The sequence below is a fragment of the Streptomyces sp. NPDC002845 genome (assembly GCF_053591955.1).
On sequence record NZ_JBSFUU010000005.1, the window covers coordinates 187829 to 212637 of the forward strand.

Below are 24809 nucleotides of genomic sequence, written 5' to 3' on the forward strand. Positions count from 1 at the left end.
CCTCACCTTCTGGAGCGTTCCCGTGCACACCGTCGAGCCCGATGTCGTGACCGACGTACTGATCGTGGGCAGCGGCCCCGCGGGCGCCTCGGCCGCGCTGGCCCTGAGCACCTACGGCGTGCCCAACATGGTCGTCACCCGCTACGCGAGCCTCGCCGACACGCCCCGGGCCCACATCACCAACCAGCGCACGATGGAAGTGCTGCGCGACCTCGGCGTCGAGCAGGAGGTCATGGCCAAGGCCACCCCGCAGCACCTGATGGGCAACACGACCTTCTGCACCAGCCTCGCCGGCGAGGAACTCGGCCGCGTCCGCTCCTGGGGCAATGACCCGCTGGTGCAGGCCGGGCACGAACTCGCCAGCCCCACCCGCATGTGCGACATGCCGCAGCACCTCATGGAGCCGGTGCTCGTCGACGCCGCCGTCGCCCGCGGCACGAAACTCCGCTTCAGCACCGTCTACAAGTCCTTCGCGCAGGACGCCGACGGCGTGACCGTCACCGTCGAGGACCGGCTGCGCGGTGACGAGTACACCATCCGCGCCAAGTACCTGATCGGCGCCGACGGCGGCCGGTCGAAGGTCGCCGAGGACGCGGGCCTGCCCATGGGCGGCCAGATGGGCGTCGCCGGCAGCATCAACATCGTCTTCGACGCGGACCTGAGCAAGTACACCGCCCACCGCCCGTCCACCCTCTACTGGGTGCTCGCCCCCGGCGCCACCGTCGGCGGCATCGGCGCGGGGCTCGTGCGCTGCGTACGGCCCTGGAACGAGTGGATGGTCGTCTGGGGCTACGACGTGACCGCAGGCACCCCCGACCTGACCACCGAGTACGCCGAGTCCGTCGTCCGCAAGCTGGTCGGCGACGACGAGATACCGGTGACGATCAAGTCGTCGTCCGCGTGGACGGTCAACGAGATGTACGCGGAGACGTACGCGAGCGGCCGCGTCTTCTGCGCCGGGGACGCCGTCCACCGCCACCCGCCGTCCAACGGCCTCGGCTCCAACACCTCGATCCAGGACGCGTACAACCTGGCCTGGAAGCTCAAGCTCGTCCTCGACGGCACGGCCTCCCCGAAGCTGCTCGACACCTACACCGCCGAGCGCGCCCCCATCGGCAGGCAGATCGTCACCCGCGCCAACAAGTCCATCGGCGAGACCGCCCCCGTCTTCGAGGCGCTCGACGGGCTCTCCCCGCAGACCCCCGAGCAGCTGTGGGCCAACATCGCCGCCCGCAAGGACGCCAGCGAGGCCGCCGAGAAGCAGCGGGCGAGGCTGCGCGAGGCGATCGCGTTCAAGGTGTACGAGTTCAACGCACACGGCGTCGACCTCAACCAGCGCTACACGTCCGACGCGATCGTCCCCGACGGCACGACCGACCCCGGCTTCGACCGCGACCCCGAGCTGCATCACCAGCCCACCTCCCGCCCCGGCGCCAAGCTCCCGCACGCCTGGATCACCTCCGGGACGCGCACCCTGTCCACGCTCGACACCGTCGGCCGGGGCCGCTTCACGCTGATCACCGGCATCGGCGGTGAGGCCTGGGCGCGCGCGGCCGGGGCCCAGGACCTGGAGATCGCCACGGTCGTCATCGGCCCCGGCCGGCAGTACGAGGACCCGTACGGTGACTGGGCACGGCTCAGCGAGGTACCCGACGGGGGAGCCCTGCTCGTACGACCCGACGGGTACGTCGCCTTCCGGCATCCCGGGGCCGCCGAGGACGCCGCGCACTTGCTGGCCGAGGCGCTGCGACGGATCCTCGGACATGCCTGACGGGACGATCCGCGGGACCCAAGGGAGCCGTATGACCAGCGCATTCACCAGCCACATCACCGGGGCCGTCGTTGACAGTCTCCAGGGCACCGCCGACCCCCGGCTGCGTGAACTGCTGAGTTCGCTCACCCGCCATCTGCACGACTTCGTCCGCGAGACGGAGCCCACAATGGAGGAGTGGGAGCGTGCGATCGGCTTTCTGACGGCGACCGGGCAGATGTGCACGGACACCCGGCAGGAGTTCATCCTGCTGTCGGACGTGCTCGGGGTCTCGATGCTGGTCGAGACGATCAACAGCGACCGGGACCGGCGGGGCGCGACGGAGTCGACGGTCCTCGGGCCCTTCCACATGACCGAGTCGCCGGTGCGGGACCTCGGCGCCGGTATCGATCTGGTGGGCGGCGGCGAGCCGTGCGTGGTCAGCGGGCGGGTGCTCTCCGGGGACGGCACCCTGCTGCCGGGCGCGGTCCTCGACGTGTGGCAGGCGAACGCCGAGGGCTACTACGACGTGCAGCAGCCGGACGTGCAGCCGTCGGGCAACGGCCGCGGACTGTTCACGGCGGACGCCGAGGGCCGCTTCTGGTTTCGTACGTGCGTTCCGAGCCCGTATCCCATCCCTACGGACGGCCCTGTCGGGGACCTCCTGCGGGCCACCGGCCGGCACCCCTACCGTCCGGCCCACATCCACTTCATCGCCTCGGCCGAAGGGCACGCGCCGGTCACGACCCACATCTTCGTGGCGGGCGGCGACCATCTCGACTCGGACGCGGTGTTCGCGGTCAAGGAGAGCCTGGTCCAGGACTTCACCGAGACCGACGACCCGTCCCTGGCACGGGAGTTCGGCGTCCCGAACCCGTTCCGGCACGCGCGTTTCGACCTTGTCCTCAACGTGGAGCGGTCGTAATGGAGTTCGAGTACGAGACCCAGCCCGCGCGGATCGTCTTCCGTCCCGGAGCCGCGCTGACCGCGGTGCCGGGCGAGGCCGAACGGCTGGGTCTGCGAAGGCTGTTGGTGGTGTCCGGGGCGCGGGGCGCGCAGGTCGCCCGCGCCGTCGCGGACTCGCTGGGCGACGTGTGCGCGGGACTGCACGCCGAGGCCCTGATGCACGTTCCGGTGGAGGTCGCCGACCGGGCCGTGGAGGTGGCCCGCGCGGCGGGCGCCGACGGCTGCGTCGCGGTCGGCGGCGGCTCGTCGATCGGCCTCGGCAAGGCGATCGCGCTGCGCACCGGCCTGCCGCTGATCGCGGTGCCGTCGACGTACTCCGGCTCGGAGATGACCCCCGTCTGGGGCCTCACCGAGCACGGCGTCAAACGGACCGGCCGCGACCCCTCCGTACTGCCGCGCGCAGTGGTGTACGACCCCGACCTCACCGCCTCCCTGCCGGTGGAGCTCTCCGTGACCAGCGGCATCAACGCGATCGCGCACGCGGTCGAGGCCCTGTACGCGCCGGACGCCTCACCGCTCGTCTCGCTGACGGCCGAGGAGGGCGCACGGGCGATGGCGGGTGCCCTGCCGGCGCTAGCGACGGATCCGGAGGACATGGACGCCCGCGGCCGGGCCCTGTACGGGGCCTGGCTGTGCGGGACCGTCCTCGGCGCCACCACCATGGGCCTGCACCACAAGCTGTGCCACGTCCTCGGCGGCGCCTTCGGCCTGCCGCACGCCGAGACACACACCGTGGTCCTGCCGTACGTCCTCGCGTACAACGCGCCCGCCGCGCCCGACGCGATCACGGCGCTGACCCGCGCCCTGGACAGCGACGACCCGGCGCACGCGCTGTGGCAGCTGCCCCGCCGCCTCGGCGCACCCCGCTCCCTCGCCGAACTCGGCCTGAAAGAAGGCGACTTGGCGCAGTCGGCGGCTCAGGTCACGGGCCAGACGTTTCCCAGTCCGCGTAAGGTCACCGTGGACGGCGTACTGGACGTCCTGAAGGCGGCCCACGACGGCGGGGCGCCGCAGGTGTCCTGAACGCCCGCGGCACACGTCAACTCCCGCTCGGCACACCCCCGATCCCTGTTGAAAGGTGAACGCCATGCCCCTCGCTCTGCTGAGGCGTCGGTGGTTCAAGGGCGCCTCCGCGGACGCGGCGGGCCTCGCTTTTCCCGTCCCGGCCGGCGCGGGCGTGATCAGCCGCGAGGTCCTGGACCCCGTGAGCGAGCCCATGGGCGGCGCCGACGTCCAGGTGACCGAACTCGACAGCCACCGGATCGCGGCACGCGGCACCACGGACCCGTACGGCTTCTTCATGGCCGTCGTGCCGCCCGGCCGCTACAGCCTGCTGATCATGGCCGAGGGTCTGGAGCCCCACCGCGAGACCGTCGACGTGGTCGAGGACATCGGTCCGCGACCGGAGCGGATATGGCTCCAGACCGCCCGTCAGCTGGAACTCCCGCCGCCCGGCACCTGGCTCTTCGACCCGCCCCACACGGCGATCCGCTTCATCGCCAAGCATGTCGGCATGGCCCATGTCCACGGCCGCTTCGAACGCTTCGAGGGCGGTATCCAGATCATGCAGGACATGACGCAGACGCGTGTGCACGTACGCATCGACGCGTCGAGCATCAACACGGGCAACACCACGCGGGACACCCATCTGCGCTCCGCCGACTTCCTCGACGTGAAGCGCCACCCGTACATCGACTTCACGAGCACCCGCTTCGCCTACCGGGGCGGCAGCAAGTGGACCCTCCACGGCTCCCTGACGATGCACGGGGTGAGCCGCTCGGTGAGCCTGGACACCTCGTACCTGGGCATGGTCAACGGCGGCTACGGCGAGGAACTGCGCTGCGCGGCCCAGGCCAAGGCGGAGCTGCACCGCGAGGACTACACGCTCAACTGGCGTTCGATGCTGGCCCGCGGCATCGCGGTCGTCGGCCCGACGGTGCGGCTGGAACTGGACGTGCAGGCCATGTACCGGACGCACGACACGCCCACGCCCCCGGAGTGACCGCCCGCGGCGACCCCGGTTCCGCCCACGTCCACCCCGCCGCCTCCCGTACCGGAAACCTGAGGTAACCTCTCCCACCGTTCCGTAGCCGGCTGGTTACGCGCCCGCGCGGGAGCCGGGCCGAGAGTGTCGGAGGGCGGCAAGACGATGGAGCACCACCTGGGGGAAGGCGGATCCATGCACCTGGACGACGCGCGGCTGGAGGCCCTGGCCCCGGAACCCCTGCTGACCCGCGACTACGAGACGCGCCCCGCACTCGTGTACGAGCGGCTGCGGCAGCAGCACGGCCCGGTCGCACCGGTCGACCTGCTGGGCGTGCCCGCCTGGCTGGTGCTCGGCTACCGCGAGGCGCTCGAAGTGCTCCAGGACGATGCCGGCTGGCCCAAGGGCCTGGAGAACTGGCGCGCCCGCACGGAGGGCCGCGTGCCCGCCGACTGGCCGCTCGGGCCCTCCCTGGAGGTCAACCACGTACTGATCCAGGGCGGCCCGGGCTACGAGACGCTGCGGACGGCGTGGGACGCGGCGCTCAAGCCGTTCCAGGACCCACGCCACGCCCAGGCGAAGCGGCTGAAGGCGGCCGTCACCGCGTACGCCGACGAACTGATCACCCTGATCGGGCAGGGCGGCGGCACGGGCGTGGCGGACCTGTCCGCGCAGTTCTCCCGCCCGCTGCCGCTGATGGTGGCCAGCCATCTGCTCGGCTTCCCCGGCTCGCAGGGCGACGACGCGCTGATGGACATGTGGCGGGTGCTGGACGCCGGCCCGGACGCGGAGACCGCTCTCGGAAGGCTGCTGGAGACCCTCGCGGCGCTGGGCGCCGCGAAGCTCAAGGAGCCGGGCGACGACTTCCCCTCGTTCCTGCTGGCCGCCCACCCGGACCTCTCGCTCGACGCACTCGCGCGCGAACTGTTCATGCTGCTCGGCATGACCTCCGACCACGTCGGCATCCTCATCTCCAACACCGTCGTCGAGGTCATCTCGGGCGACGGCGGCGCACGGGCCAGCATGTCGGCCGGTCTGGTCAGGGAGACCATGAACCGGGTGGTCCTGCGCAAGCCGCCGCTGGTCAACTTCGTCCCGCGGTTCGCCGCCCGGGACACCCCCCTCGGGAACTACACCATCCGGGCCGGTGACCCGGTGTGGGTCTCGTCCGCCGCCGCACACGCCGACCCGATCTTCGCCGACCAGCCGAGCACCACCATCAGCAGCCGGGCGCATCTGTCATGGGGCGCGGGCCGCCGCCAGTGCCCGGCGCGCGAGCTGGCGTCGACGGTCGCGGCGGTGGGGGTGAGCCGGCTGTTCGAGCGGTTCGCCGACCTGGAGCTCGCGCTCCCGGTCGACCAGCTGCCGTGGCGCTCCTCCCCGTTCATGCGTGGCCTGCGTTCGCTGCCGGTGCGGTACGAACTCGCCGCGACGCCGTCCGGAGCGGGCGCCGGGCAGCCGGTGCCGGCGGGCGCCACGGAAGACGACGAGACCGAGCCGGGCGCGGAAGGCCTGGTACCGGAGCCGGCGGCCCGTCAGCGGTCGTCGCTCTGGCGGTATCTGACGGGGCTGATCCGGCCGGGGCGCTGACCCAGGCTCTGAACTTGACGGCTCGCGTACCGGTTCGTGTCCAGCTGGGCTAACGGCACAGCGCCGGTCGGGTGGCAGAGGGCCGGGGTGTGTGGGGTTGCCGGACGTGTGGGGGCAATGGGCAAGAAGCCCCCCACACCGCTTCCCAGCAGGAGAACCGTATGCTTCCCACGCCCCGAGCACAGCGCCCCGTCATACGCAACCTGGCCGTCGCCGTCACCGTGGTCGCCGCCGCCTCGCTGACGGTCTCACCGGCGCAGGCGTCGCAGCCGGAACAGTCGTCCCACAACAGCGTGGTCAACGGTGAGTCGGTGCCCCCGGGCCCCACCGTCTACGGCACCCCGGGCAACGACACCATCGAGTGCGAGAACGACGTCGAGAACGTCATCATCTGGGGCGGCGGAGGCGACGACAACATCCGCGTCAAGGGCCTCGTCATCGACTCGCAGATCCTCGGCGGCGACGGCGACGACCGGCTGCAGACCAGCCATCTGTTCCCGCAGGAGGGCACCAGCTCCATCAAGGGCGGCCACGGCGACCAGGGCGACGACGAGATCACCGTCGGCAGCGTGCAGGGCTCGCCCGGACAGTTCGCCCGCGGTGGCGGCCAGGTCTTCGGCAACGACGGCTCCGACATCATCAGGACCGGCGTCATCGACTTCGGCGGCCGGGTGCTCGGTGGCAGCGAGAACGACCTGATCGAGGCGAAGGGCGTCGGCGTCGAGGCCGGCGGCGTCATCCAGGGCGGCCCCGGCCGGGACATCATCCGCGGCACCGACGACAGCGTCCTGCTCGCCGGGCCCGGCTGGGGCATGGTCGACGGTGGCCTCGGCGAGGACACGTGCAAGGTCGAGCACGCCAATCCGAGCCGGGCGCGCAGCACGATCGCGAGCTGCCCCTGACGGTCGTATCCCTGACGGTCGTCTCTGATGGCCGTATCTCTGATGGCCGCCCGCCGCGTACGTACGCGGCGGGCGGCCATCACACGTCCTACGCGCGCTGGGCCGCCGTCTCCCGCTCCGCCTCCCCCTCCGCGTCAGCCGCCGCCTCCTCCGTGACCGTCCGTCCGCGACGGCCGCGGGATGCCGAGTGCGCACACCGCGCCCGCCAGGACCACCGCCACGCCGACCCACACCGCGGGGTGCAGCCCGTCCACTAACTCCTGCGGCGAACCCGTACCGCCGTGCGCCACGAACACCGTGCTGAGTACGGCGATGCCGAGTGCGCCGCCGATCTCACGGACCGTGGTGTTGGCGCCGGACGCCTTGCCCGCGTGCTCCTTGGCCATCGAGCCGAGTACGACGGCGGCGGTCGGGGCGAAGACGAAGCCCATGCCGAGACCGGCGACGATCAGCGGGCCGACGAGCGAGGAGTACGGCGTGTCGGTGTCGGCCACGAGGTTGTGAGACGGCCGCCGCCGACCCTGTCGGTGAGGATGCCCACACCACCGCGCACAGCCCGGCGGCCGCGAGCACCATGCCGACCAGGTCCGGAATTCGGCCTGCCCTGGGGCGACCCCGGCTCCCGCTGCACGCCACCGCGACGGGCCCGCTGCTGCTCGCCCACGCGAGCGAGGCCCGGCAAGTGGAGGTCTGCGCCGGTCCGTTGGATGCCTTGACGCCCTCGACGATCGCGGACGGCGTCGCACTGAAGCACTGCCTGGCGAAGATCAGACGGGAGGGTTACGCCGTGACCCACGGCACCCTGGCCCAGCACCTCGGCTCCGTCGCGTTCCCCGTACGGAACACGCGCGGCACCGTGGTCGCCAGCGTGGGGGTGGTGGCGGCCACCGGCTCGTTCCAGCCGATGAAGCCGGCGTCCTTCGTCCTCGCCGCGGCCGACGCCGTGTCCCGGCACGTGAGGTCCGCCGGCTGCCGGATTGCACAAGTCGAAGCGTGACGGACGTACGCAGACGTATGCGGACGTACGTGCTCGCGCGGGGGCCGGGAGCCCCGCGTCGGCGTACGCCAGTCCCGCCCCTTCATCCGGGTAGCCACCCTCCAAGTCCCGGACCACGGCGGCCCTTGCGCCTCCGTCGGCGACGGCTCGTCCAGATACGGTAGGGTTGACCTGCGCGATCACGCGGAACACTGCGGGGCAGCGCATCGGGACGTGGCGCAGCTTGGTAGCGCACTTGACTGGGGGTCAAGGGGTCGCAGGTTCAAATCCTGTCGTCCCGACAGTGCGAAGGGTCTTCGCAGGCGAGAGCCTGTGAGGGCCCTTTTTCACGTGGATCGCATTCGGGCTTCGAGGTTGAGCATGCCGCTCACCGGCACCTTTACTCGTAGGCCGACGAAGACGCCGCTCTTGGACCTGAACAAGATCACTGCGGGTCTGTCGCAGACCTGGTCGGGGTACCTGCGGGACTGGGACCGCTGGACTGGGACCGCTTGCTGCGGTCGGGGAAGTACCCGGAGACGACCCGCGACGACTATCTGCTGGCGGCCGCGCGGCTGGCGCGGACCGGACGTCGGTGCCTGGGTGGTCGTGGTCATGTTGCTGCCTCCTTGGCGGTGCGTCGTACAGGGAGCCGAGGGCGGGGGCCACCAGGTGGCGGGCAGGGTGTGGACGCCGTAGATGTCGACGTCGGTCCTGAACGGGACTTCCTCCAGCGGAACCGCAGGCCTGAGCGTCGGTATGCGGCGGGCCGGCGTGCTGAAGACGACCTGGAGCTCCACGCGGGTGAGCGGCTGGCCGAGGCACTGGTGGATGCCGTAGCCGAAGGCCAGGTGGTCGCGGGCGCCGCGGCGGATGTCGAGGGTGTCCGGGTTGTCGTGGTGCTCCTCGTCGCGGTGGGCGGAGAAGGTCAGCGGCACCACGGTCTCGCCCGCCTTGATCTCGCGACCCCCGATGACCGTGTCCTCTTTCGAGACCCGCCAGTTCGGCTCGCTGAGGATCGTGAGGTAGCGCAGGAGTTCCTCGACCGCGAGCGGGGCGAGGGAGAGGGCCTCGCCGAGCGCCTGGTACTGCTCGGGGTGCTGGATCAGGGCGAGTGTGCCGAGCGCGATCGTGTTGCCGGTGGTCTCGTGCCCGGCGACGAGCAGGATGAAGGCCATGCTCTGCACCGCGCGGCGGTCCAGCTTGCCGGTGGGCAGCTGGTCGTGGACGAGGCGGCGGATGAGGTCGCGCGTGTGGTCGTCGATACGTGCGTCGGGGTTGCCATCCTGCGCGTCAAGGACGGGAAGATCGTCGAGGTCTGGCTGTTCTTCTCCGGCGACCAGGCGACCAGGCGGCCGAGGACGAGTTCTGGGGCCAGTAGACGGCGCGGTGCCGGACCGGACCGAGTCGGTCCGGCGCGCCTACCCGTACGACAGCCGTGGCAGGACGAAAGGCAGACGTATGCAGGAGATGACCGCTGAGGAGTGGCCGACCTTCGTTTCGCACGGGACCCGTACCGGCAAGCTGTCGACCGTCCGTGCCGACGGCAGCCCGCACGTGACTCCCGTCTGGTTCCCTGCTCGACGGGGGCGACGTGGTGTTCAACACCGACAAGACCGGGGCCAAGGGACGCAACCTGGCCCGGGACGGGCGCGGTCATCGATCCGCTTGCGCCCCGGGTGCCGGAGCCACCGTTCATGCCTGCAACAGCGATTCGATCACCGCCCGCAGTTCTTCGGTCAGGACCGCCGGGACCGGTCCCGGAGCGTCGTCCGTACTGTCGACAGTCAGGACGATGTCCTTCGTACCCGGTGGAGCGCGGTGCATATGGGCTGGTTCGAGGACAAGCTGTTCGGCGGTCGGCTTTGTTCCTCAGGCAACGCTGGAGCGCTACCACGCCGACGGGTACGCCGACCACGCCCCCCGGCGCGCGAGCCCCGGACGTCGCTCAGTGTGTATGGCGCGGCGACTCGCTCGAACGATGGGCCCTTCGCCCAGGCCCGGCCGGCCTCGGCCGGGCGGTACGCGGCCGTCGCGCACAAGTTGAATCCGAGGTCGTGGAGGGCGAGTTCGAGGCGCGGGCGAGGCGGGACAAGACGGCTCCAGGAGGGACTGATCCGGTTGGACTCCATGCCTGCTTCACTGACCTCCGTCACACCATGCGCCCCGCTCCGGGACGAACGCAGGCCCCGGACCGGTGGGTGCGGTCCGGGGCCTTGCGCGAGCGGTTCAGTTGCGGTCGTCCCCCGGTGGAGCGGGCTCCTTGTCCAGTTCTGCCTCGATCGCCGAGACCGTTTCTCTGATCAGCAGTTCCTGCTGTATGCGGCGCTGGGTGTCCAGATACGCCCGGCGTTCCTGGCGGAAGGACTTCAGCGTGGCGGCGCACATCGCGATCATTACCAGGCTGAACGGCAGCGCGATGATGATCGCGGCGGTCCGCAGGGTGTCCAGCGAGGCCGAACCGCTGCCCGAGGCCAGCAGCAGGGCGACGGCCACCGCCCCCTCCATCACGGCCCAGAAGACCCGGCTCCAGGTCGGCGGAGTGGGGTCGCCGCCGGAGGCCAGCATGTCCACCACGTACGACCCGGAGTCGGAGGACGTCACGAAGAACAGCACGATCAGCAGAATCGCCACGCCGGCGACGAAGGTCCCGCCGGGCAGCGTCTCCAGCAGTTGGAAGAGCGCGGTGTTGCTGTTGACGCCTTCCTCCCCGACGAAGTTCTCCCCTCCGGTCGTCTGGCCGTGGATCGCGGAGCCGCCGAAGACGGCGAACCAGACCATGGTGAGCAGGGTCGGGACCAGCAGCACCCCGCACACGAACTCCCGCACCGTGCGCCCTCGCGAGATGCGCGCGATGAAGATCCCCACGAAGGGCGCCCAGGAGATCCACCAGCCCCAGTAGAAGACGGTCCAGCTGTTGACCCAGCCGGTGCCCTCCTCGCCCTGGGACGCCCCGGTGTCGAAGCTCAGCCGCAGGATGTTCTGCAGATAGCCCCCGATGTCCTGCACCAGGCCGTTGAAGACGAACAGCGTCGGCCCGGCGATCATCACGAACAGCGCGACGCCGGCCGCGAGTCCCATGTTGATGTTCGACAGCCACTTGATGCCCTTGCCGATGCCGGACACCACCGAGATGGTCGCCAGCCCGGTGATACAGGCGATCAGGACGACCAGCAGCGACTTGCCGGGATCGTCGACCCAGCCGAGGAAGTTCAGCCCGCCGGCGATCTGCATCACTCCGAGGCCGAGCGAGGTGGCCACTCCGAAGAGGGTGCCGACGACGGCGACGACGTCGATGACGTCACCCCACACGCCCTTGACGCGGTCTCCGAAGACCGGTTCCAGCGCCCAGCGGATCGACACGGGGCGCCCTTTGCGATGCACGGAGTACGCCACCGCGAGGCCGACCACGATGTAGATGGCCCAGGGGTGGATGCCCCAGTGCAGGAAGGTCTGCACCATGGCGGCCTCGGACTGGGCCGCCTCGCTCCCGCCCACCCCGGGCCTGGGTTCGGCGAAGAAGCTCAGAGGCTCGGCCACGCCCCAGTAGACGAGTCCGATGCCCATGCCCGCCGCGAACAGCATGGCGAACCAGGCCACCATGCTGAACTCGGGTTTCTCGTCGTCCTTGCCCAGCTTGATGTCTCCGAAGCGGCCGATGCCCACCCACAGGGCGAAGACGACGAAGGCCGACACCAGCACCAGGTAGTACCAGCTCAGCTTGGAGACCAGCGTGTCCTGGACGCTCTGCACCTGCCGTGCCGCGTCGTCCTGGCCGATCATCGCGTAGAGGACGAAGATTAAAATGATCACTGCGGCGGGCCAGAAGACCCGGGGTGCGACAGACGACTTGTTCGTGCCCGTCCCCCATGGTCCCGGAGTCCGCTGCTCATCCGGTCGTGCCGTTGATTGCGCAGCCACGCACCCAATCCGTTCTTTCCGTGTCCCGGTTCCCCGGCGGTCGACGGCCGGCCCCTACAGGTCGGCCCGGAGGCAGGCTCATGCCCGGTATGCGCTTGACCATTCATCACAATCGCGTATCCGTGCGACCACGTTGGGTATCCGCGGGTCCGCAGGGTATCACCGGCGAAGAGAGAAACGTACGTGACCTTGCTGCGCAACTCCCGCCATGATGAGGTGGGTTGACCTGGCCGAAACCGAACGTCCGTGTGTAATGGGGGGAGCTGGATGACCGAAGTACGGATCACCGCGTGGAACACCCGATTCGATCCGCTCGACGACCGTGTCCTGCGGCAGACCGACGAATTCTTCCGCGAGCTGGGGCACGGCACCGGCGCCCTGGTCCAGCGGCCCGCCCCGGCCCCGCCCGGCACCAAGGGCGCGCTGACGGACACGATGCTGCTGCTCACCAGCCCCGCCGTCGTGGCCGGCACGGTGACGGTGACCAGAGCATGGCTGAACCGGGACCGCCACCGCAGGGTGAGCGTCCAGTGGGAGGAGAACGGAGAGGTCCGCACGGTGGTCGTCGAGGCGGACTCGGCCGACAACGGAACCCTGCGAACGGCCCTGGAGCAGGCCCTCGGCGGCAGACCACGCCCCGGTGACCGGCCAGGTGCCGACGGCAACCGCCCACGCTCCGGCGACCGGCCAGAAGTCGACGGCAACCGCCCACGCTCCGGCGACCGGCCAGAAGTCGACGGCAACCGCCCACGCTCCGGCAACCGGCCAGAAGTCGACGGCAACCGCCCACGCTCCGGCAACCGACCGCGGGCCGAGGGCGACCGGCGCGCAAGCGGCCATGGCTGAGCGCGGCTACCGCGCCCTGCTGATCGGCAACTCCACCTTCCCGGACGAACCGGAGCACCTGCCCGATCTCAAGGGACCGCGCACCGATGTCGACGCGCTGCACCGGGTGCTGGTGGACCGGGAGGTGGGGCTGCACGAACTGGGCTCGGTCGAGACCGCGCTCGACGAGGACAACCAGGATCTCAAGACCCGTCTCGTACGGTTCTTCGGACGCGCCCGGCCCGACGATCAGCTGCTGCTGTACTACAGCGGCCACGGACGGCTGGACAGCACCGGTCGCCTCCATCTCTGCGCCCGTGACACGACGCTCGAACTCCTCAAAACCCACTCACTCCAGCACCAGCTCGTCAACGAGCTGATCGAGGACTGCCCCGCCCGCGCCATCGTCCTGCTGCTGGACTGCTGCTTCAGCGGCGCCGCCGCCGTCAAGGGGCTGGACGTGGCCCAGCAGTTCGCCGGGCAGGGGCGGTTCGTCCTGGCGAGTTCCAGCCGCGTGGACCACTCCCTCGACGCGGTCCGGCACGGGGAGCCGAGCCCGTTCACCCAGGTCCTCGTGCGAGGGCTGGAGAGCGGAGCGGCGGGGCGCGACGGCTTTGTGATGTTCCAGGACCTCTACACATACATGCACCGGGAACTCGCGGCCTCGGGCCCGGGTCCGGTGCCGCACATGAAGGCGGAGGGCGGAGCCGGACAGCTCCCCATGGCGCGGCGCCGGAACAGCACCCGCGACCGGCAGGCCGAGCGGCCTCCGGGCGGCGACATCAACCCCACGGCGGCCGACCTCTCCCCGGAGTTCGTCGACAGCGGCGGCAACAGCTCCTCGCTGCCGGTGTGCAGCGACACCCGCGGGGTGCTCTACGCGCGACTGCCCGACAGCGAGACCGTCTTCGGCACCACACGCGACGACCTGGTCGCGGCCGGGGTCGGCGAGCCCGTCCGCGGTCACCTCTACCACGGTGCCCACGCCACCTCCATAGGCAAGAACGTGGACATCACCTACTCCGAGGCCCGGGAGATCGAGGCGGTACGGGAGGGTGGCTCGGTGTACTTCGGGCTGCCCAGCCGACAGGTCCTGACCTGGAACCGCAAGCAGGTGGACACCTTCACCCGGGCCAAGGAGGCGGGCCACTGGCCGCGGATCCGCCCCTGGCGCAGGCGTGGCGAGGACCGCTGGACCGACGCCCACGACCCGGCCTACGACAGCCTCGTCGCCGTACCCCGGCGGCTGCTCGGCCATCTGGCGGCCTGCGCCACGGCGCTCGTCATGGCGATCGTCCTGTACGAGCTGACGAGCGGCGACCGCATGGACGAGCAGAAAATCCCGGAGGGGTTCCAGTCACTGGCGTACGCCTGTCTCGCGGCGGCCTTCCTCGCCGTCATCATCTACGCGGCCCTCTCGCTGAGCGTCGGCATAAGGCTGCGGACACTGGTCCGGATCCGCCGGGTGCTGGGCGACTCGTCGGCGAACGTCACCCCGATGGTGATGGTGCACGGGGTGAAGCGGGCCAGGTTCTACGCCATGGCGGGCGGGGTGGAGGACTCGGAGGAGCTCTGGGCCTACCTGTGGCCCAAGGAGCAACGGGACGCCCACGGGGTGCCGCCGACGCTGTCCGTCCCACTCCTCGACTCGTACCTCCGCTCCCACCAGTACGTTCTGCAGAACGTACTCAGCCGGGACGGCGCGTCCGTCATGGAGGGCGAGGACTGGCAGCTCGTCGAGGTGATCGGTGATCCGCGGCCCGGGAAGTGGATACTGCTGCGCACCGCGCAGGGGACGATCTGGCCCCAGGGCCCCGCACGCGACGCCACCCCCTGGGAGATCAGGCGGTCCGTCTCCGGGACATGAGACGGACCGCCCAGCCGGCGACGACACCGGGCCCGGCCGCCCGCGGGGTCCCGGGTGGCCGGGCCCGGTGGCCGTCTTCTCAGGCCTGCGGCTTGCCTTCCCGGAAGCGGCGCAGTCCCTCGGGGCCCTCGACCACGGCGGCGGTGAGTTCCTCGACGCTGGTGTCCTCGCGGCGTACGTCGAGGATCTTGCGGCCGTGGTTCATCACGATGTGCCGGTCGCAGACCTGGAAGGCGTGGTGCAGGTTGTGGGTGACGAGGACCGAGCTGACACCCTCCTTCTTGAGCTGGAGCAGGTAGTTGAGCAGGGCCTCGGTCGCGCGTACGGCCAGGGCGCTGGTCGGTTCGTCGAGGATCAGCAGGCTGCGCTTGAAGTGCACGGCGCGGGCGATCGCGACCGCCTGCTGCTGGCCGCCGGAGAGCGAACCCACCAGCTGGTTGGGGCTCTTGATGCCCTCGATGGTGACCACGCTGTCGAGGATCCGGGCGGCGATCTCGTCCATCTTCCGCAGCTTCAGCAGACCGAGCGCGCCTGTGATCTCGCGGCCCATGAAGATGTTGCGGGTGATCGTCATGGAGGGCACCAGGGCGGAGTCCTGGAAGATCGTCTCGACGCCGCGTTTCTCGGTCTCGTGCCGGTTGATCGTGCCGAGTCTCTCGCCGCGCCAGAGGTACTCGCCCTCCTCGGCGAGTACGACCCCGGACATCGTCTTGACCAGGGTGGACTTGCCGGCGCCGTTGTCGCCGAGGAGGCCGACGACCTCGCCCGAATGGATCTTGAAGCTGACGTCGTCCAGGACGGTGTTGGGGCCGTACCGCTTGGTGATTCCGGACAGTTCGAGCAGGACTTCGCCGGTACGTTCCTCGGCGGCGGTGGGGGACATGGTGGTTGCTCCGTTTCCGGCGGGCTCGGTGGAAGGCGCTTCGGGGCTCACTCCGCCTTCCCTTCGATCACGCGGTTGAAGACGGCCGCGGCGACGATGATCAGGCCGACGAAGAGGTCCAGGTAGAAGCCCGGGGCGCCACCGAGCAGCAGGATGTCCTGCACGGTGAGGATGAGGGCCGCGCCGAGGACCATGCCGAGGACGCTGCCCCGGCCGCCGGACAGGGCGACGCCGCCGACGACGGCCGCCGCGATGGCCCGCAGCTCCAGGCCGCGGCCGCTGCCGGGCTGGACGGAGCCGGTGCGTACGGCGGTGAGGATGGCGGCCAGCGCCACGCACAGGCCGAGGATGCCGAACGCGATGATCTTCACCCGGGCCGGGTTGATGGAGATGGCGCGGGCTGCGGCGGGGTTGCCGCCGACGGCGAAGATGTGGTTGCCGAGCCGGTGACGGTGGATCAGGAGCCAGAAGACGACGCCGATGCCGAGCAGCCAGAGCACCTGGCCGCGGAAGAAGCCGAGGTCGGCGGTGAAGACCTGCTTCAGGGTCTCGCTGGGCGCCATCAGGGTGGCCGTGGTGCCGTTGTAGAAGAGCGCGGCGCCCTCCCAGAACAGCATCATGCCGAGGGTCACGATGAACGAGGGGATCTTGGCCTTGGTGGTGAGGATGCCGTTCACCAGGGCGATGCCGATGCCGGCGAGCAGGGCCATGCCGGTGGCGATCCACGGGTTCGAGCCGTCGGCGTACCACCGGGTGAACACCAGCGCGCAGAAGGTGAAGTTCGCTCCGAGGGACAGGTCGAACTCGCCCGCGATGATGAGGATTCCGGCGCCGATGGCGAGGATCGCCAGGACCGGGATGCTCTGGCTGAGGACGTTGAAGTTCGCCTTCTCCAGGTAGGGGAAGCCCGTCGGGTCCACCAGGTAGTAGACGACGCAGGCGATCTGTATCAGGACGAAGATGATGCCGATCTCCAGCGCACCGCGCCCGCGCAGCCGGCGCAGCCGGTCGTTCAGCCTGCCCTTGGCGGTGGTGGGGGCGGAGTCCGCCAGGGTCCGCTTCCGGGTGGGGACTTCACCGGTCGCCGCCTCGTCCTCCGCGGCGACTAGGGCGGGTCCCGCCGCCGTACTGTCGGCGGTCACCTGACCGCTCCGCTCGCTCATGGTTGTGCTGCCCTTCGTTTCGGTGGCGGTCGGGGGGCGGTCCGTTCACGGACCGCCCCGTGTTCGTGGCCGGTTGACGGAGCGTCAGCGGACCTTGCCCGCGAGTTCCTCGGCGACGCCGACGTTGGACTTGTCGACCAGGCCACTGCCACCGGAGTTGATGCTGGCCGGGCTCAGCCCGAAGTCCAGGAGAAGACCGAGCTGCATGACCGTCTGGAAGCCCTGCACATAGCCCTGCTGGTCGGCGGCGGCGGTGATGGCGCCGGACTTGATGCCGTTGACGATCTGCGGGGCCAGGTCGAAGCCGACGACGGGGACCTGCACGCCGGAGTCCTCCATGGCCTTGGGGAGGTTGCGGTGCGGCGTTCCGCCGAGCGGGACGATGGCGGCGGTGTCCTTGTGGCCGAGCAGGTACTGCGTGACCTTGTCCAGCGCGGCGGAGTCCTCGATGCCGGTGCCGAGGATCTCGGTCTTGGCGCCCACCTCGTCCAGGGCGCGCTTCACACCGGCGTGGCGCTGCACCGCGTAGACCTGGTCCGGGAACTCGACCGGCGTGAGGACGGTGTCGCCTTTGCCGATATCGGGGTTGTCCGCCAGGAGGCGCTTGCCGAGCAGGTAGCCGACCTCCTCGAAGTCCTGGCCGACGAAGCCGAGGACACAGTCGCCGACCTCGCCCTCCTGGGTGATGTTGTAGGTCATCACGGGGATGCCGGCCTGCTGGGCGGCGCAGACGTTCTCGGTGTACTTGTTGGGGTCGTCGAGCACGACGGCCAGCGCGTCCGGCTTGTCGGCGACGGCGCTGCCGATCAGGTCGTTGTACTTGCTCGTGTCGCCCGAGCTGGTCTGCATGTTCAGGTCCAGGTCGAGCAGTTGCGCCGCGTCCTTGGCGCCCTGCGCGATGGTCGTCCAGAACGGGTCGCCGGGGTCCTGGGCGAGCAGGAACGTCACCTTCCGGTCATCGGCCCGGCTGCCGAGCCCGGACTTCAGCGAGGTTCCCCCGGAGGACCCGGAGCCCGAGTCGTCGGCGGCGCTGGAGCAGCCGACCGCGAGCAGGGCCAGGGCGGGGACGACAGCGAGGGCGCGCCAGCCGGTGACCCGGCGGGGTCTGCGGGGTGAGGGCGTGGAGTGCGGCACGGTCTTACCTCTCCTTCGAGGGCACCGCGGATCCGCATCAGGGCGTGCGGAATCAACCGAGGGAGTCCTCAAGCGGTGTGGGATGGATGGGGCCTGGGCCTCGGGCCGGCGGTCGCGCCGACCTCGTGGCGCAGATGTAACGCCCAGATGGCGTGAGGTGTCAATAGAATGTCCTGACATCATTTTCGATGTACGGGACCCGGCGGTCCGAATATGTGCGTCAGGGGTTCCCTCTGCGCTCAATGGGATGGCGCCCATTCGTTCGGTGAGAAGGGTGTTCTCGCAGGTGAGGGTGGCTGGCATCGCCAGATTGGCTGCACCGCGCACCCTTTGCGAGGTCGACCTAGAGCGCTCTAGATCGATTATCAAACTGAGACCTAGTGCGCTCTAGAACTGTTATTGACCAGGCTCCCTAGAGCGCTCTACTCTCCGTTCCGGCCGCCCTCCCGAGCCTTGTCGGGGGCTGTCCCGAGGGAGTCGTCCGCGTCGGTCAGCTCTGCCGTGGTGCCGCGCTGGTGCCCCGTACCACCAGCTTCGGGTCGAGCACCGCCTCGCGGGGCTCCAGCTTCCTGTTCTCCAGCCGCTCCACGGCGAAGCGGACCGCGTGCTCGGCCATCAGGATCGCGTCCTGGCGGACTGTCGTCAGGCCGACCGGCATGACGTGGGAGAGGTGGCTGTCGTCGTACCCGACCACCGACACCTCGCCGGGCACGTCGACGCCCGCTCGCGTGAAGGTCATCAACAGGCCCATGGCGCACCGGTCGTTGCCCGCGAGGACGGCCGTGGGCAGGGGCGTCCCGCGGTCGCGTTCGGACAGCAGCAGGCGGCCCGCCTCGATACCGGCGTCCTCGTCGTGGGCGCCGGGGATCACCCGGATCTCGTCGGCCAGGCCGTGCCGGCGCATCGCGGCGCGGTAGGCACGGCGACGCTCCACCGAGCCGGACTGCCGGCCGCCGTCGACGTGCACGATCCGCTCGTGGCCCAGTTCGACGAGGTGGTCCATGGCCTGCCGTACGCCCTTGCCCTCGGCCGTGTGGACGCTGTCGACGCGCGCGCCCGGCACCCGGCGTCCGACCGACACGGCGACCGTGCGGTGGCCCAGCTCGTCCAGCTCGGAGGCCCCCGAGCCCGGGCCGAGCAGGATCAGCGCCTCGCAGCGGTGGCTGAGCAGGGACTCGATCGACTTGGCCTCGTCGCGGCCCGGAGCGTTGGCGGAGATCAGGACGTCGTAGCCGAGGCGCTCCGCCTCGGGGTAGATGCCCTCGACGAGGTCCGCCTGGAAGGGCTGGTGGACGGTGAGCGTCACGCCGAGCGTGCGGCTGCGGCCGCGGGCGAGGAGGCGGGCCGCGCTGTCCGGGCGGTAGCCGATGTCGTCGGCGACGCGGAGCACCCGGTCGCGTGTCTCCTGGCTCGCCCCCGGCTGGTTGCGGAAGACGATGGAGACGAGCGCCCGCGAAACGCCCGCCCTGACAGCGACGTCCGCCATCGTGGGGCGCTGTTTGCCCGTGCCGTCCACCTGTGAACCCGCTCTCCCGTGTACTCCGCCTGCCTGCCGCAAGCTTCCCACGCCTCGTGGAGAACACTCGCGAAATCTCAAGGCAACAACCTATTGACATGACATTTGGACAGGGGTCATCGTACTCGGACTAGAGCGCGCTAGTAGAGCGCGGCAGCGGCTTCCCGGCCGCACCCCCCGCCTCATCCGTCATCGCCGGGCCCCTCACCCATCAGAAGGCGCTCCGCCCCCACCCCGAAGGACTGACCATGGCAACGGCGCCATCCCCCCTCCGTACCGTCGCCGGCAACCTGTGCCTCGGCTCCGCCCCCGACTCCTGGGGTGTCTGGTTCCCCGAGGACGAGCACCAGGTTCCCCACACCCGCTTCCTCGACGAGCTGGCCGAAGCCGGCTACGAGTGGCTGGAGCTCGGGCCGTACGGCTACCTCCCCACCGACCCGGCCGTCCTCGCCGAGGAGCTGGCCGTACGCGGTCTGAAGGTCTCCGGCGGCACCGCGTTCGGCGCACTGCACCGCCCCGAGGCCTGGGACGACATGCTCGCCCACGTCCGGCAGGTGGCCACACTGACCGCCGCCACCGGCGCCCACCACCTCGTCCTCATCCCGCCCATGTACCGGGACGAGAAGACCGGCGACTTCACCGAGCCGCCCGAGCTGACCGCCGAGCAGTGGGCGGGCTTCGGCCGCGCCGCCGACCGGCTCGGCAGGCTGCTCCTCGACGAGTACGACGTACGGCTGGTCGTCCATCCGCACGCCGACAGCCACATCCAGACCCAGCCGGAGATCGAGCGGCTGCTGAACGAGTCGGACTCCCGCTACACGAACCTCTGCCTGGACACCGGGCACGTCGCGTACGGAGGCGGTGACAACATCGACCTGATCCGCCGCTTCGGCGAGCGCGTCGGCTACGTCCACATCAAGCAGATGGACCCGACGGTGCTCGCACAGGTCGCGGCCGAGAACCTGGGCTTCGGCGAGGCCGTCAAGCGCGGCGTGTGCGTGACACCACCGGCCGGGGTCCCCGACCCCGCAAGCGTCGTCGCCGAACTGTCCAGGCTGGACGCCGAGTTGTTCGTCATCGTCGAGCAGGACCTGTATCCGTGCGCCCCCGAGGTGCCGCTCCCGATCGCCGTGCGGACGCGCGAGCACCTGGCCGGCTGCGGCCTGACCGGAACCCGACGCCCGTCGAACGACCAGTAGGAGACGGTCATGACGGACGCCAGGGAAGACACGATCCCGCAGCCGCCCGCGCGGAGCAAGGACACACCGCGACCGGTGTCCCGGCGCCTGCGGATGATCACGCTCGTCGCCACCTTCGGCGGACTTCTCTTCGGCTACGACACGGGTGTCATCAACGGCGCCCTGCCGTACATGAAGGACGACCTCGGGCTCACTCCTTTCACGGAGGGCCTGGTCACCAGCTCCCTCCTGCTGGGTGCCGCGCTCGGCGCGGTCGTCGGCGGACGGCTCTCGGACGCGCGCGGCCGACGACGCAACATCCTGCTGCTCGCCGTGCTGTTCTTCGTCGGCGCGCTCGGAGCCACCCTCGCCCCGTCCACCGAGGTCATGGTCGTGGCGCGGTTCGTGCTCGGCCTCGCCGTCGGTGGCGCGTCGGTGACAGTGCCCGTGTACCTCGCGGAGATCTCACCCGCCGAGCGGCGCGGTGCGCTCGTCACCCGCAATGAGCTCATGATCGTCACCGGTCAGCTGTGTGCCTTCACCTTCAACGCGATCATCGCCAACGTGGGCGACGAGTCCGGCGGCATCTGGCGCTGGATGCTGGTCATCGCGACCCTGCCCGCCGTGGCGCTCTGGTTCGGCGTGCTGGTGATGCCGGAGAGCCCCCGCTGGCTGGCCGCCCAGGGCCGCTTCAACGAGGCGTTCGAGGTGCTGAAGCAGGTCAGGTCCCAGCAGCGGGCCGAGGCCGAGCTGAGCGAGGTCTCCGCGCTCGCCGTCAAGGACGAGCAGCAGAAGATGGGCGGCTGGAAGGACATCAAGGCCACGCCGTGGCTGCGCAAGCTGATGTTCGTGGGCTTCGGGATCGCCATCGTGCAGCAGGTCACCGGCGTCAACACGATCATGTACTACGGCACGCAGATCCTCACCGACGCCGGTTTCGCCTCGGACAGCGCGCTGACGGCGAACATCGCGAACGGCGTGATCTCCGTGCTCGCCACCTTCGTCGGCATCTGGCTGCTCGGCCGGGTTCCCCGCCGCCCGATGCTGATGACCGGCCAGCTCGGTACCACCAGTGCCCTGGTACTGATCGGTGTCTTCTCGCTGGTGCTGCCGGCAGGCGACGGACGCGCCTATGCCGTGCTCGCCATGACCGTCACCTTCCTCGCCTTCCAGCAGGGCGCGATCTCGCCGGTCACCTGGCTGATGCTCTCGGAGATCTTCCCCATGCGGATGCGTGCCTTCGGGATGGGCATCGCCGCCGTCGTGCTGTGGCTGACCAACTTCGTGATCGGGCTCGTCTTCCCCTCGCTGGTCGACGGCGTCGGCGTGTCCAACACCTTCTTCATCTTCGCGGTGCTGGGTGTCTTCGCGATCACCTTCGTGAAGCTGTACGTCCCCGAGACCAAGGGCCGCACGCTCGAAACCCTCGAAGCGGAACTCCGCACCCGCTTCTCCTGAACTCCCCCCTTGAACTGCCCCCGTCTTGGGCCCTCCAGGGTCCGAAGAGCCGTAGGAAAGGAACTGCCATGACTGTGCGCGTAGGCGTCATCGGCACCGGCTGGATCGGCCAGGACCACATACGCCGCCTCACCGACGTCGTCACCGGCGCCGACGTCACCGTGGTCACCGACATCGACGCGGCGCGTGCCGGGGAGGCCGCCGCCCGCGTCGGCGCCCGGGTGGTGCCGGACGGCTCCGCGCTGATCGCGGCGGACGACGTCGACGCCGTACTCGTCACCTCCTGGGGCCCCACCCACGCCGAGCACGTCCTGAACGCGATCGCCGCGGGCAAGCCGGTGTTCTGCGAGAAGCCCCTGGCCACGACGCCCGAGGACTGTCTGAGGATCGTCGAGGCCGAGCGCGCGCACGGGAAGCGGCTCGTCCAGGTCGGCTTCATGCGGCGTTACGACGCGGGGTACCGTCAGATGAAAGAGGTCCTGGCCTCCGGTGGCATCGGCACGCCGCTGATCGTGCACTGCGCGCACCGCAACCCGACCGTGCCGGAGGCGTACACCTCCCAGATGGCCGCGCAGGACACGGCCGTGCACGAGATCGACGTACTGCGCTGGCTGCTCGACGACGAGATCGTCTCCGCCCAGGTGATCACCCCGCGGGCCACGGGCAAGCGGTTCGCGCACCTGAAGGACCCGCAGATCATGTACTTCGACACGGCGAGCGGGGTCCGTATCGACCTGGAGGTCTTCGTCAACTGCCAGTACGGCTACGACATCCAGTGCGAGACCGTGGGCGAGGACGGCCTGGTCCGGCTGCCCGACCCCGCGGCCGTCGGTGTCCGTACCGCCGGGCGGCACGGCACCGCCGTACTCCAGGACTGGAAGGGCCGGTTCGTGGACGCCTTCGACACCGAGTTCCGCGAGTGGATCGCCTCCGTCGAGACCGGCACCGAACCCACCGGCCCGTCCGCCTGGGACGGCTACGCCGCCACCGTCATCACCGACGCCGCCGTGCACTCCCTGGAGTCCGACGGCCGGCTCGTCACCGTCGACATGAAGCCCCGCCCGACCCTCTACGGAGGCACCGAATGAAGATCGCCCTCGACCCGTACATGTTCCGCGCACTGCCCATCGACGACATGGTGCGCACGGTCGCCGAACTCGGCTATGAATACATCGAGTTGTCGCCGCGAGACGACTTCATGCCGTTCTTCCTGCATCCGCGGGCGGACGACGAGCGCATCGCGCAGCTGAGGAACTCCCTGCGCACGCACGGCGTACAGCTGTCTTCCGTCCTGCCGCTGTACAAGTGGTCCTCACCCGACGAGACCGAGCGGCAGGCCGCCGTCCGCTACTGGAAGCGGATGATCGAGATCACCGCGGACCTCGAATGCCCGCTGATGAACTCCGAGTTCAACGGCCGCCCCGAGCGCGCCGCCGAGAGCGAGGCGGCGTTCTGGCGCTCGCTGGAGGAGCTGCTGCCGCTGTTCGAGCGGGAGGGCATCGCGCTCAACCTGGAGGCGCACCCGGACGACTTCTGCGAGGAGAACACCCCGGCCGTCGATCTCGTACGGGCGATCAACAAGCCCTGGGTGAACTACCTCTACTGCGCCCCGCACTCCTTCCACCTCTCGGGCGCCGACCCTTCAGCGGACATCGCGGCGATGATGCGCTACGCGGGCGACAAGCTCCAGCACGTGCACATCGCGGACTCCTTCAACCACAAGGGCTCCTCCGGCCTGCGCTACATCCTCAACCCGCCCGGCACCCCCGCCCGCATCCACCAGCACCTCGACGTCGGCCAGGGCGAGGTCGACTGGAACGCTTTCTTCGGCACCCTGCGCGAGCTGGAGTTCGACGGCGTCGCCACGGCCTGTGTCTTCGCCTGGGAGGAACGGGCCCACGACTCCTCGGCATTCATGCTCGACCGCATCCGTAAGGAACTCGCCGCGTGAGGGTGTGAGACGCCCGACGACATCGGGTCGTGCTCATGAGGGCGCCGGCGCACCGGCCGACGGGGTGGTGGGCTCCGGGGCGGTGGGGTGGTCAGCAGCGCGGAGATTGGCTTCAGGAAGCTCATGGGGGCTGAAGGCAGGTAGGGGCGTAATCATGTGGACTGCCTGTCGTCCTACCTGGCATACCTGCCGCGTGCTCGAAATGCGCGCGGTCCCCGCCACCGGCGCCACGGCTTCGCCGAGGTGACCGGTCCAGCGTCCGGCGGGGCGGCCATCCCAGGGTGCGCCCGACCCGGAAGGGTCAGGGGCAGTTCAGATGTCGGCAATGCGTCACAGCCAGTGACGCCGCATACGGGCTCTGCCCAAGGATCGGCCCGGACTCGTCCGGGCTCGTCATCGCTTCCCCCCTCGGGACCACGCGATGACCCAGGATCCTCAAGAGTTCCAGAGACGCTGATCGCTCCCAGATGGGCGCGGTGACGGCGGAAGACCCGGCGCATGTCCAGCACACGGCGCCGGGTCTCCGGATCCCGCAGGGCCCGGCCCGCGATGCCCAGGGCACGCAGCAGCCCCTCGTCGGCGACGATTCGGCGCGGTTCGAGCAACGCCATGGGCGCCGTCGTACGGGCGGTGACGGTGAAGCCCTCGTCGGCGAGCAGTTCGCTTTCGGCTACGGCCCGGACGGCCCGCGCACACCACGCGCGCCCGTGGGGTCGGTGCCCTGAGCCGTCCGAACCAGTGACGT

21 protein-coding genes, 1 tRNA gene and 1 pseudogene are annotated in these 24809 nt (G+C 70.1%); 16 read left to right on the forward strand and 7 right to left on the reverse strand.

Going from position 1 to position 24809, the window contains the following annotated elements; translation table 11 throughout:
* Positions 1-22: 22 nt before the first annotated feature.
* From ACWD3C_RS05505 to ACWD3C_RS05530, 6 genes are all read left to right on the forward strand, one after another.
* Positions 23-1771: an FAD-dependent oxidoreductase gene (locus ACWD3C_RS05505; RefSeq protein ID WP_451140337.1), complete on the forward strand. Its 1749-nt coding sequence runs from the start codon at positions 23-25 to the stop codon at positions 1769-1771.
* Between the two features lie 31 nt (positions 1772-1802).
* Complete coding sequence (locus ACWD3C_RS05510) at positions 1803-2675, forward strand: intradiol ring-cleavage dioxygenase (RefSeq protein WP_451140339.1); 873 nt, start codon at positions 1803-1805, stop codon at positions 2673-2675.
* Positions 2675-3739 (forward strand): maleylacetate reductase, encoded by a 1065-nt coding sequence (locus ACWD3C_RS05515; protein WP_451140341.1) that lies wholly within the window; start codon positions 2675-2677, stop codon positions 3737-3739. Before ACWD3C_RS05510 ends, ACWD3C_RS05515 begins: the two co-directional genes overlap by 1 nt.
* Before the next feature lie 64 nt (positions 3740-3803).
* Entirely contained in the window at positions 3804-4718 is a 915-nt protein-coding gene (locus ACWD3C_RS05520) for a YceI family protein (protein ID WP_451140343.1), read from the forward strand.
* A 147-nt stretch (positions 4719-4865) separates the two neighbouring features.
* Positions 4866-6290, forward strand: coding sequence for a cytochrome P450 (locus ACWD3C_RS05525; RefSeq protein ID WP_451140424.1), 1425 nt, complete (start codon positions 4866-4868; stop codon positions 6288-6290).
* Positions 6291-6451: 161 nt separating this feature from the next.
* Positions 6452-7192 (forward strand): hypothetical protein, encoded by a 741-nt coding sequence (locus tag ACWD3C_RS05530; protein ID WP_451140345.1) that lies wholly within the window; start codon positions 6452-6454, stop codon positions 7190-7192.
* A gap of 134 nt (positions 7193-7326) precedes the next feature.
* Here the strand turns inward: ACWD3C_RS05530 and ACWD3C_RS05535 are convergent, their stop codons facing one another.
* Positions 7327-7686 carry a hypothetical protein gene (locus tag ACWD3C_RS05535; protein ID WP_451140347.1) on the reverse strand — a complete coding sequence of 120 codons (360 nt, stop codon included), beginning with the start codon at positions 7684-7686 and terminating at the stop codon, positions 7327-7329.
* Between the two features lie 80 nt (positions 7687-7766).
* On the opposite strand from ACWD3C_RS05535, the gene ACWD3C_RS05540 reads away from it, so the two are divergent.
* Both ACWD3C_RS05540 and ACWD3C_RS05545 read left to right on the forward strand, forming a co-directional pair.
* Positions 7767-8189, forward strand: coding sequence for an IclR family transcriptional regulator domain-containing protein (locus ACWD3C_RS05540; RefSeq protein WP_451140349.1), 423 nt, complete (start codon positions 7767-7769; stop codon positions 8187-8189).
* A gap of 207 nt (positions 8190-8396) precedes the next feature.
* A tRNA-Pro gene (locus ACWD3C_RS05545) sits at positions 8397-8470 on the forward strand.
* Between the two features lie 45 nt (positions 8471-8515).
* On the opposite strand, the gene ACWD3C_RS05550 is transcribed toward ACWD3C_RS05545, so the two are convergent.
* Positions 8516-9511: a cytochrome P450 gene (locus tag ACWD3C_RS05550; RefSeq protein WP_451140426.1), complete on the reverse strand. Its 996-nt coding sequence runs from the start codon at positions 9509-9511 to the stop codon at positions 8516-8518.
* 118 nt (positions 9512-9629) lie between these two features.
* Here ACWD3C_RS05550 and ACWD3C_RS05555 point away from each other — a divergent pair.
* Positions 9630-9822: pseudogene (locus ACWD3C_RS05555) on the forward strand (pyridoxamine 5'-phosphate oxidase family protein); the annotation flags it as partial.
* 575 nt (positions 9823-10397) lie between these two features.
* Here ACWD3C_RS05555 and ACWD3C_RS05560 read toward each other — a convergent pair.
* Positions 10398-12089 (reverse strand): BCCT family transporter, encoded by a 1692-nt coding sequence (locus tag ACWD3C_RS05560; protein WP_451140351.1) that lies wholly within the window; start codon positions 12087-12089, stop codon positions 10398-10400.
* A gap of 267 nt (positions 12090-12356) precedes the next feature.
* Here ACWD3C_RS05560 and ACWD3C_RS05565 point away from each other — a divergent pair, with 267 nt between their 5' ends.
* Both ACWD3C_RS05565 and ACWD3C_RS05570 read left to right on the forward strand, forming a co-directional pair.
* Positions 12357-12935, forward strand: a complete 579-nt coding sequence (locus ACWD3C_RS05565; protein ID WP_451140353.1) for an effector-associated constant component EACC1 — start codon at positions 12357-12359, stop codon at positions 12933-12935.
* Entirely contained in the window at positions 12928-14781 is a 1854-nt protein-coding gene (locus tag ACWD3C_RS05570) for a caspase family protein (RefSeq protein ID WP_451140355.1), read from the forward strand. Before ACWD3C_RS05565 ends, ACWD3C_RS05570 begins: the two co-directional genes overlap by 8 nt.
* Before the next feature lie 79 nt (positions 14782-14860).
* Here the strand turns inward: ACWD3C_RS05570 and ACWD3C_RS05575 are convergent, their stop codons facing one another.
* From ACWD3C_RS05575 to ACWD3C_RS05590, 4 genes are all read right to left on the reverse strand, one after another.
* On the reverse strand, positions 14861-15664 hold the full coding sequence (locus ACWD3C_RS05575; protein WP_451140357.1) for an ATP-binding cassette domain-containing protein: 804 nt from the start codon (positions 15662-15664) through the stop codon (positions 14861-14863).
* Positions 15665-15711: 47 nt separating this feature from the next.
* Positions 15712-16827, reverse strand: coding sequence for an ABC transporter permease (locus tag ACWD3C_RS05580; RefSeq protein WP_451140359.1), 1116 nt, complete (start codon positions 16825-16827; stop codon positions 15712-15714).
* Between the two features lie 84 nt (positions 16828-16911).
* Positions 16912-17961, reverse strand: coding sequence for a sugar ABC transporter substrate-binding protein (locus ACWD3C_RS05585; protein ID WP_451140361.1), 1050 nt, complete (start codon positions 17959-17961; stop codon positions 16912-16914).
* A gap of 490 nt (positions 17962-18451) precedes the next feature.
* Positions 18452-19447 (reverse strand): LacI family DNA-binding transcriptional regulator, encoded by a 996-nt coding sequence (locus tag ACWD3C_RS05590; protein WP_451140363.1) that lies wholly within the window; start codon positions 19445-19447, stop codon positions 18452-18454.
* 278 nt (positions 19448-19725) lie between these two features.
* On the opposite strand from ACWD3C_RS05590, the gene ACWD3C_RS05595 reads away from it, so the two are divergent.
* From ACWD3C_RS05595 to ACWD3C_RS05615, 5 genes are all read left to right on the forward strand, one after another.
* Complete coding sequence (locus tag ACWD3C_RS05595) at positions 19726-20676, forward strand: TIM barrel protein (protein WP_451140365.1); 951 nt, start codon at positions 19726-19728, stop codon at positions 20674-20676.
* 9 nt (positions 20677-20685) lie between these two features.
* On the forward strand, positions 20686-22113 hold the full coding sequence (locus tag ACWD3C_RS05600; protein ID WP_451140367.1) for a sugar porter family MFS transporter: 1428 nt from the start codon (positions 20686-20688) through the stop codon (positions 22111-22113).
* A 68-nt stretch (positions 22114-22181) separates the two neighbouring features.
* The gene (locus ACWD3C_RS05605) at positions 22182-23201 is read left to right on the forward strand and encodes a Gfo/Idh/MocA family protein (protein ID WP_451140369.1); all 1020 of its coding nucleotides are present in this window, start codon (positions 22182-22184) and stop codon (positions 23199-23201) included.
* Positions 23198-24064 (forward strand): sugar phosphate isomerase/epimerase family protein, encoded by an 867-nt coding sequence (locus tag ACWD3C_RS05610; RefSeq protein ID WP_451140371.1) that lies wholly within the window; start codon positions 23198-23200, stop codon positions 24062-24064. Before ACWD3C_RS05605 ends, ACWD3C_RS05610 begins: the two co-directional genes overlap by 4 nt.
* Before the next feature lie 467 nt (positions 24065-24531).
* Complete coding sequence (locus ACWD3C_RS05615; RefSeq protein WP_451140373.1) at positions 24532-24789, forward strand: hypothetical protein; 258 nt, start codon at positions 24532-24534, stop codon at positions 24787-24789.
* The last annotated feature ends 20 nt before the right edge of the window (positions 24790-24809 follow it).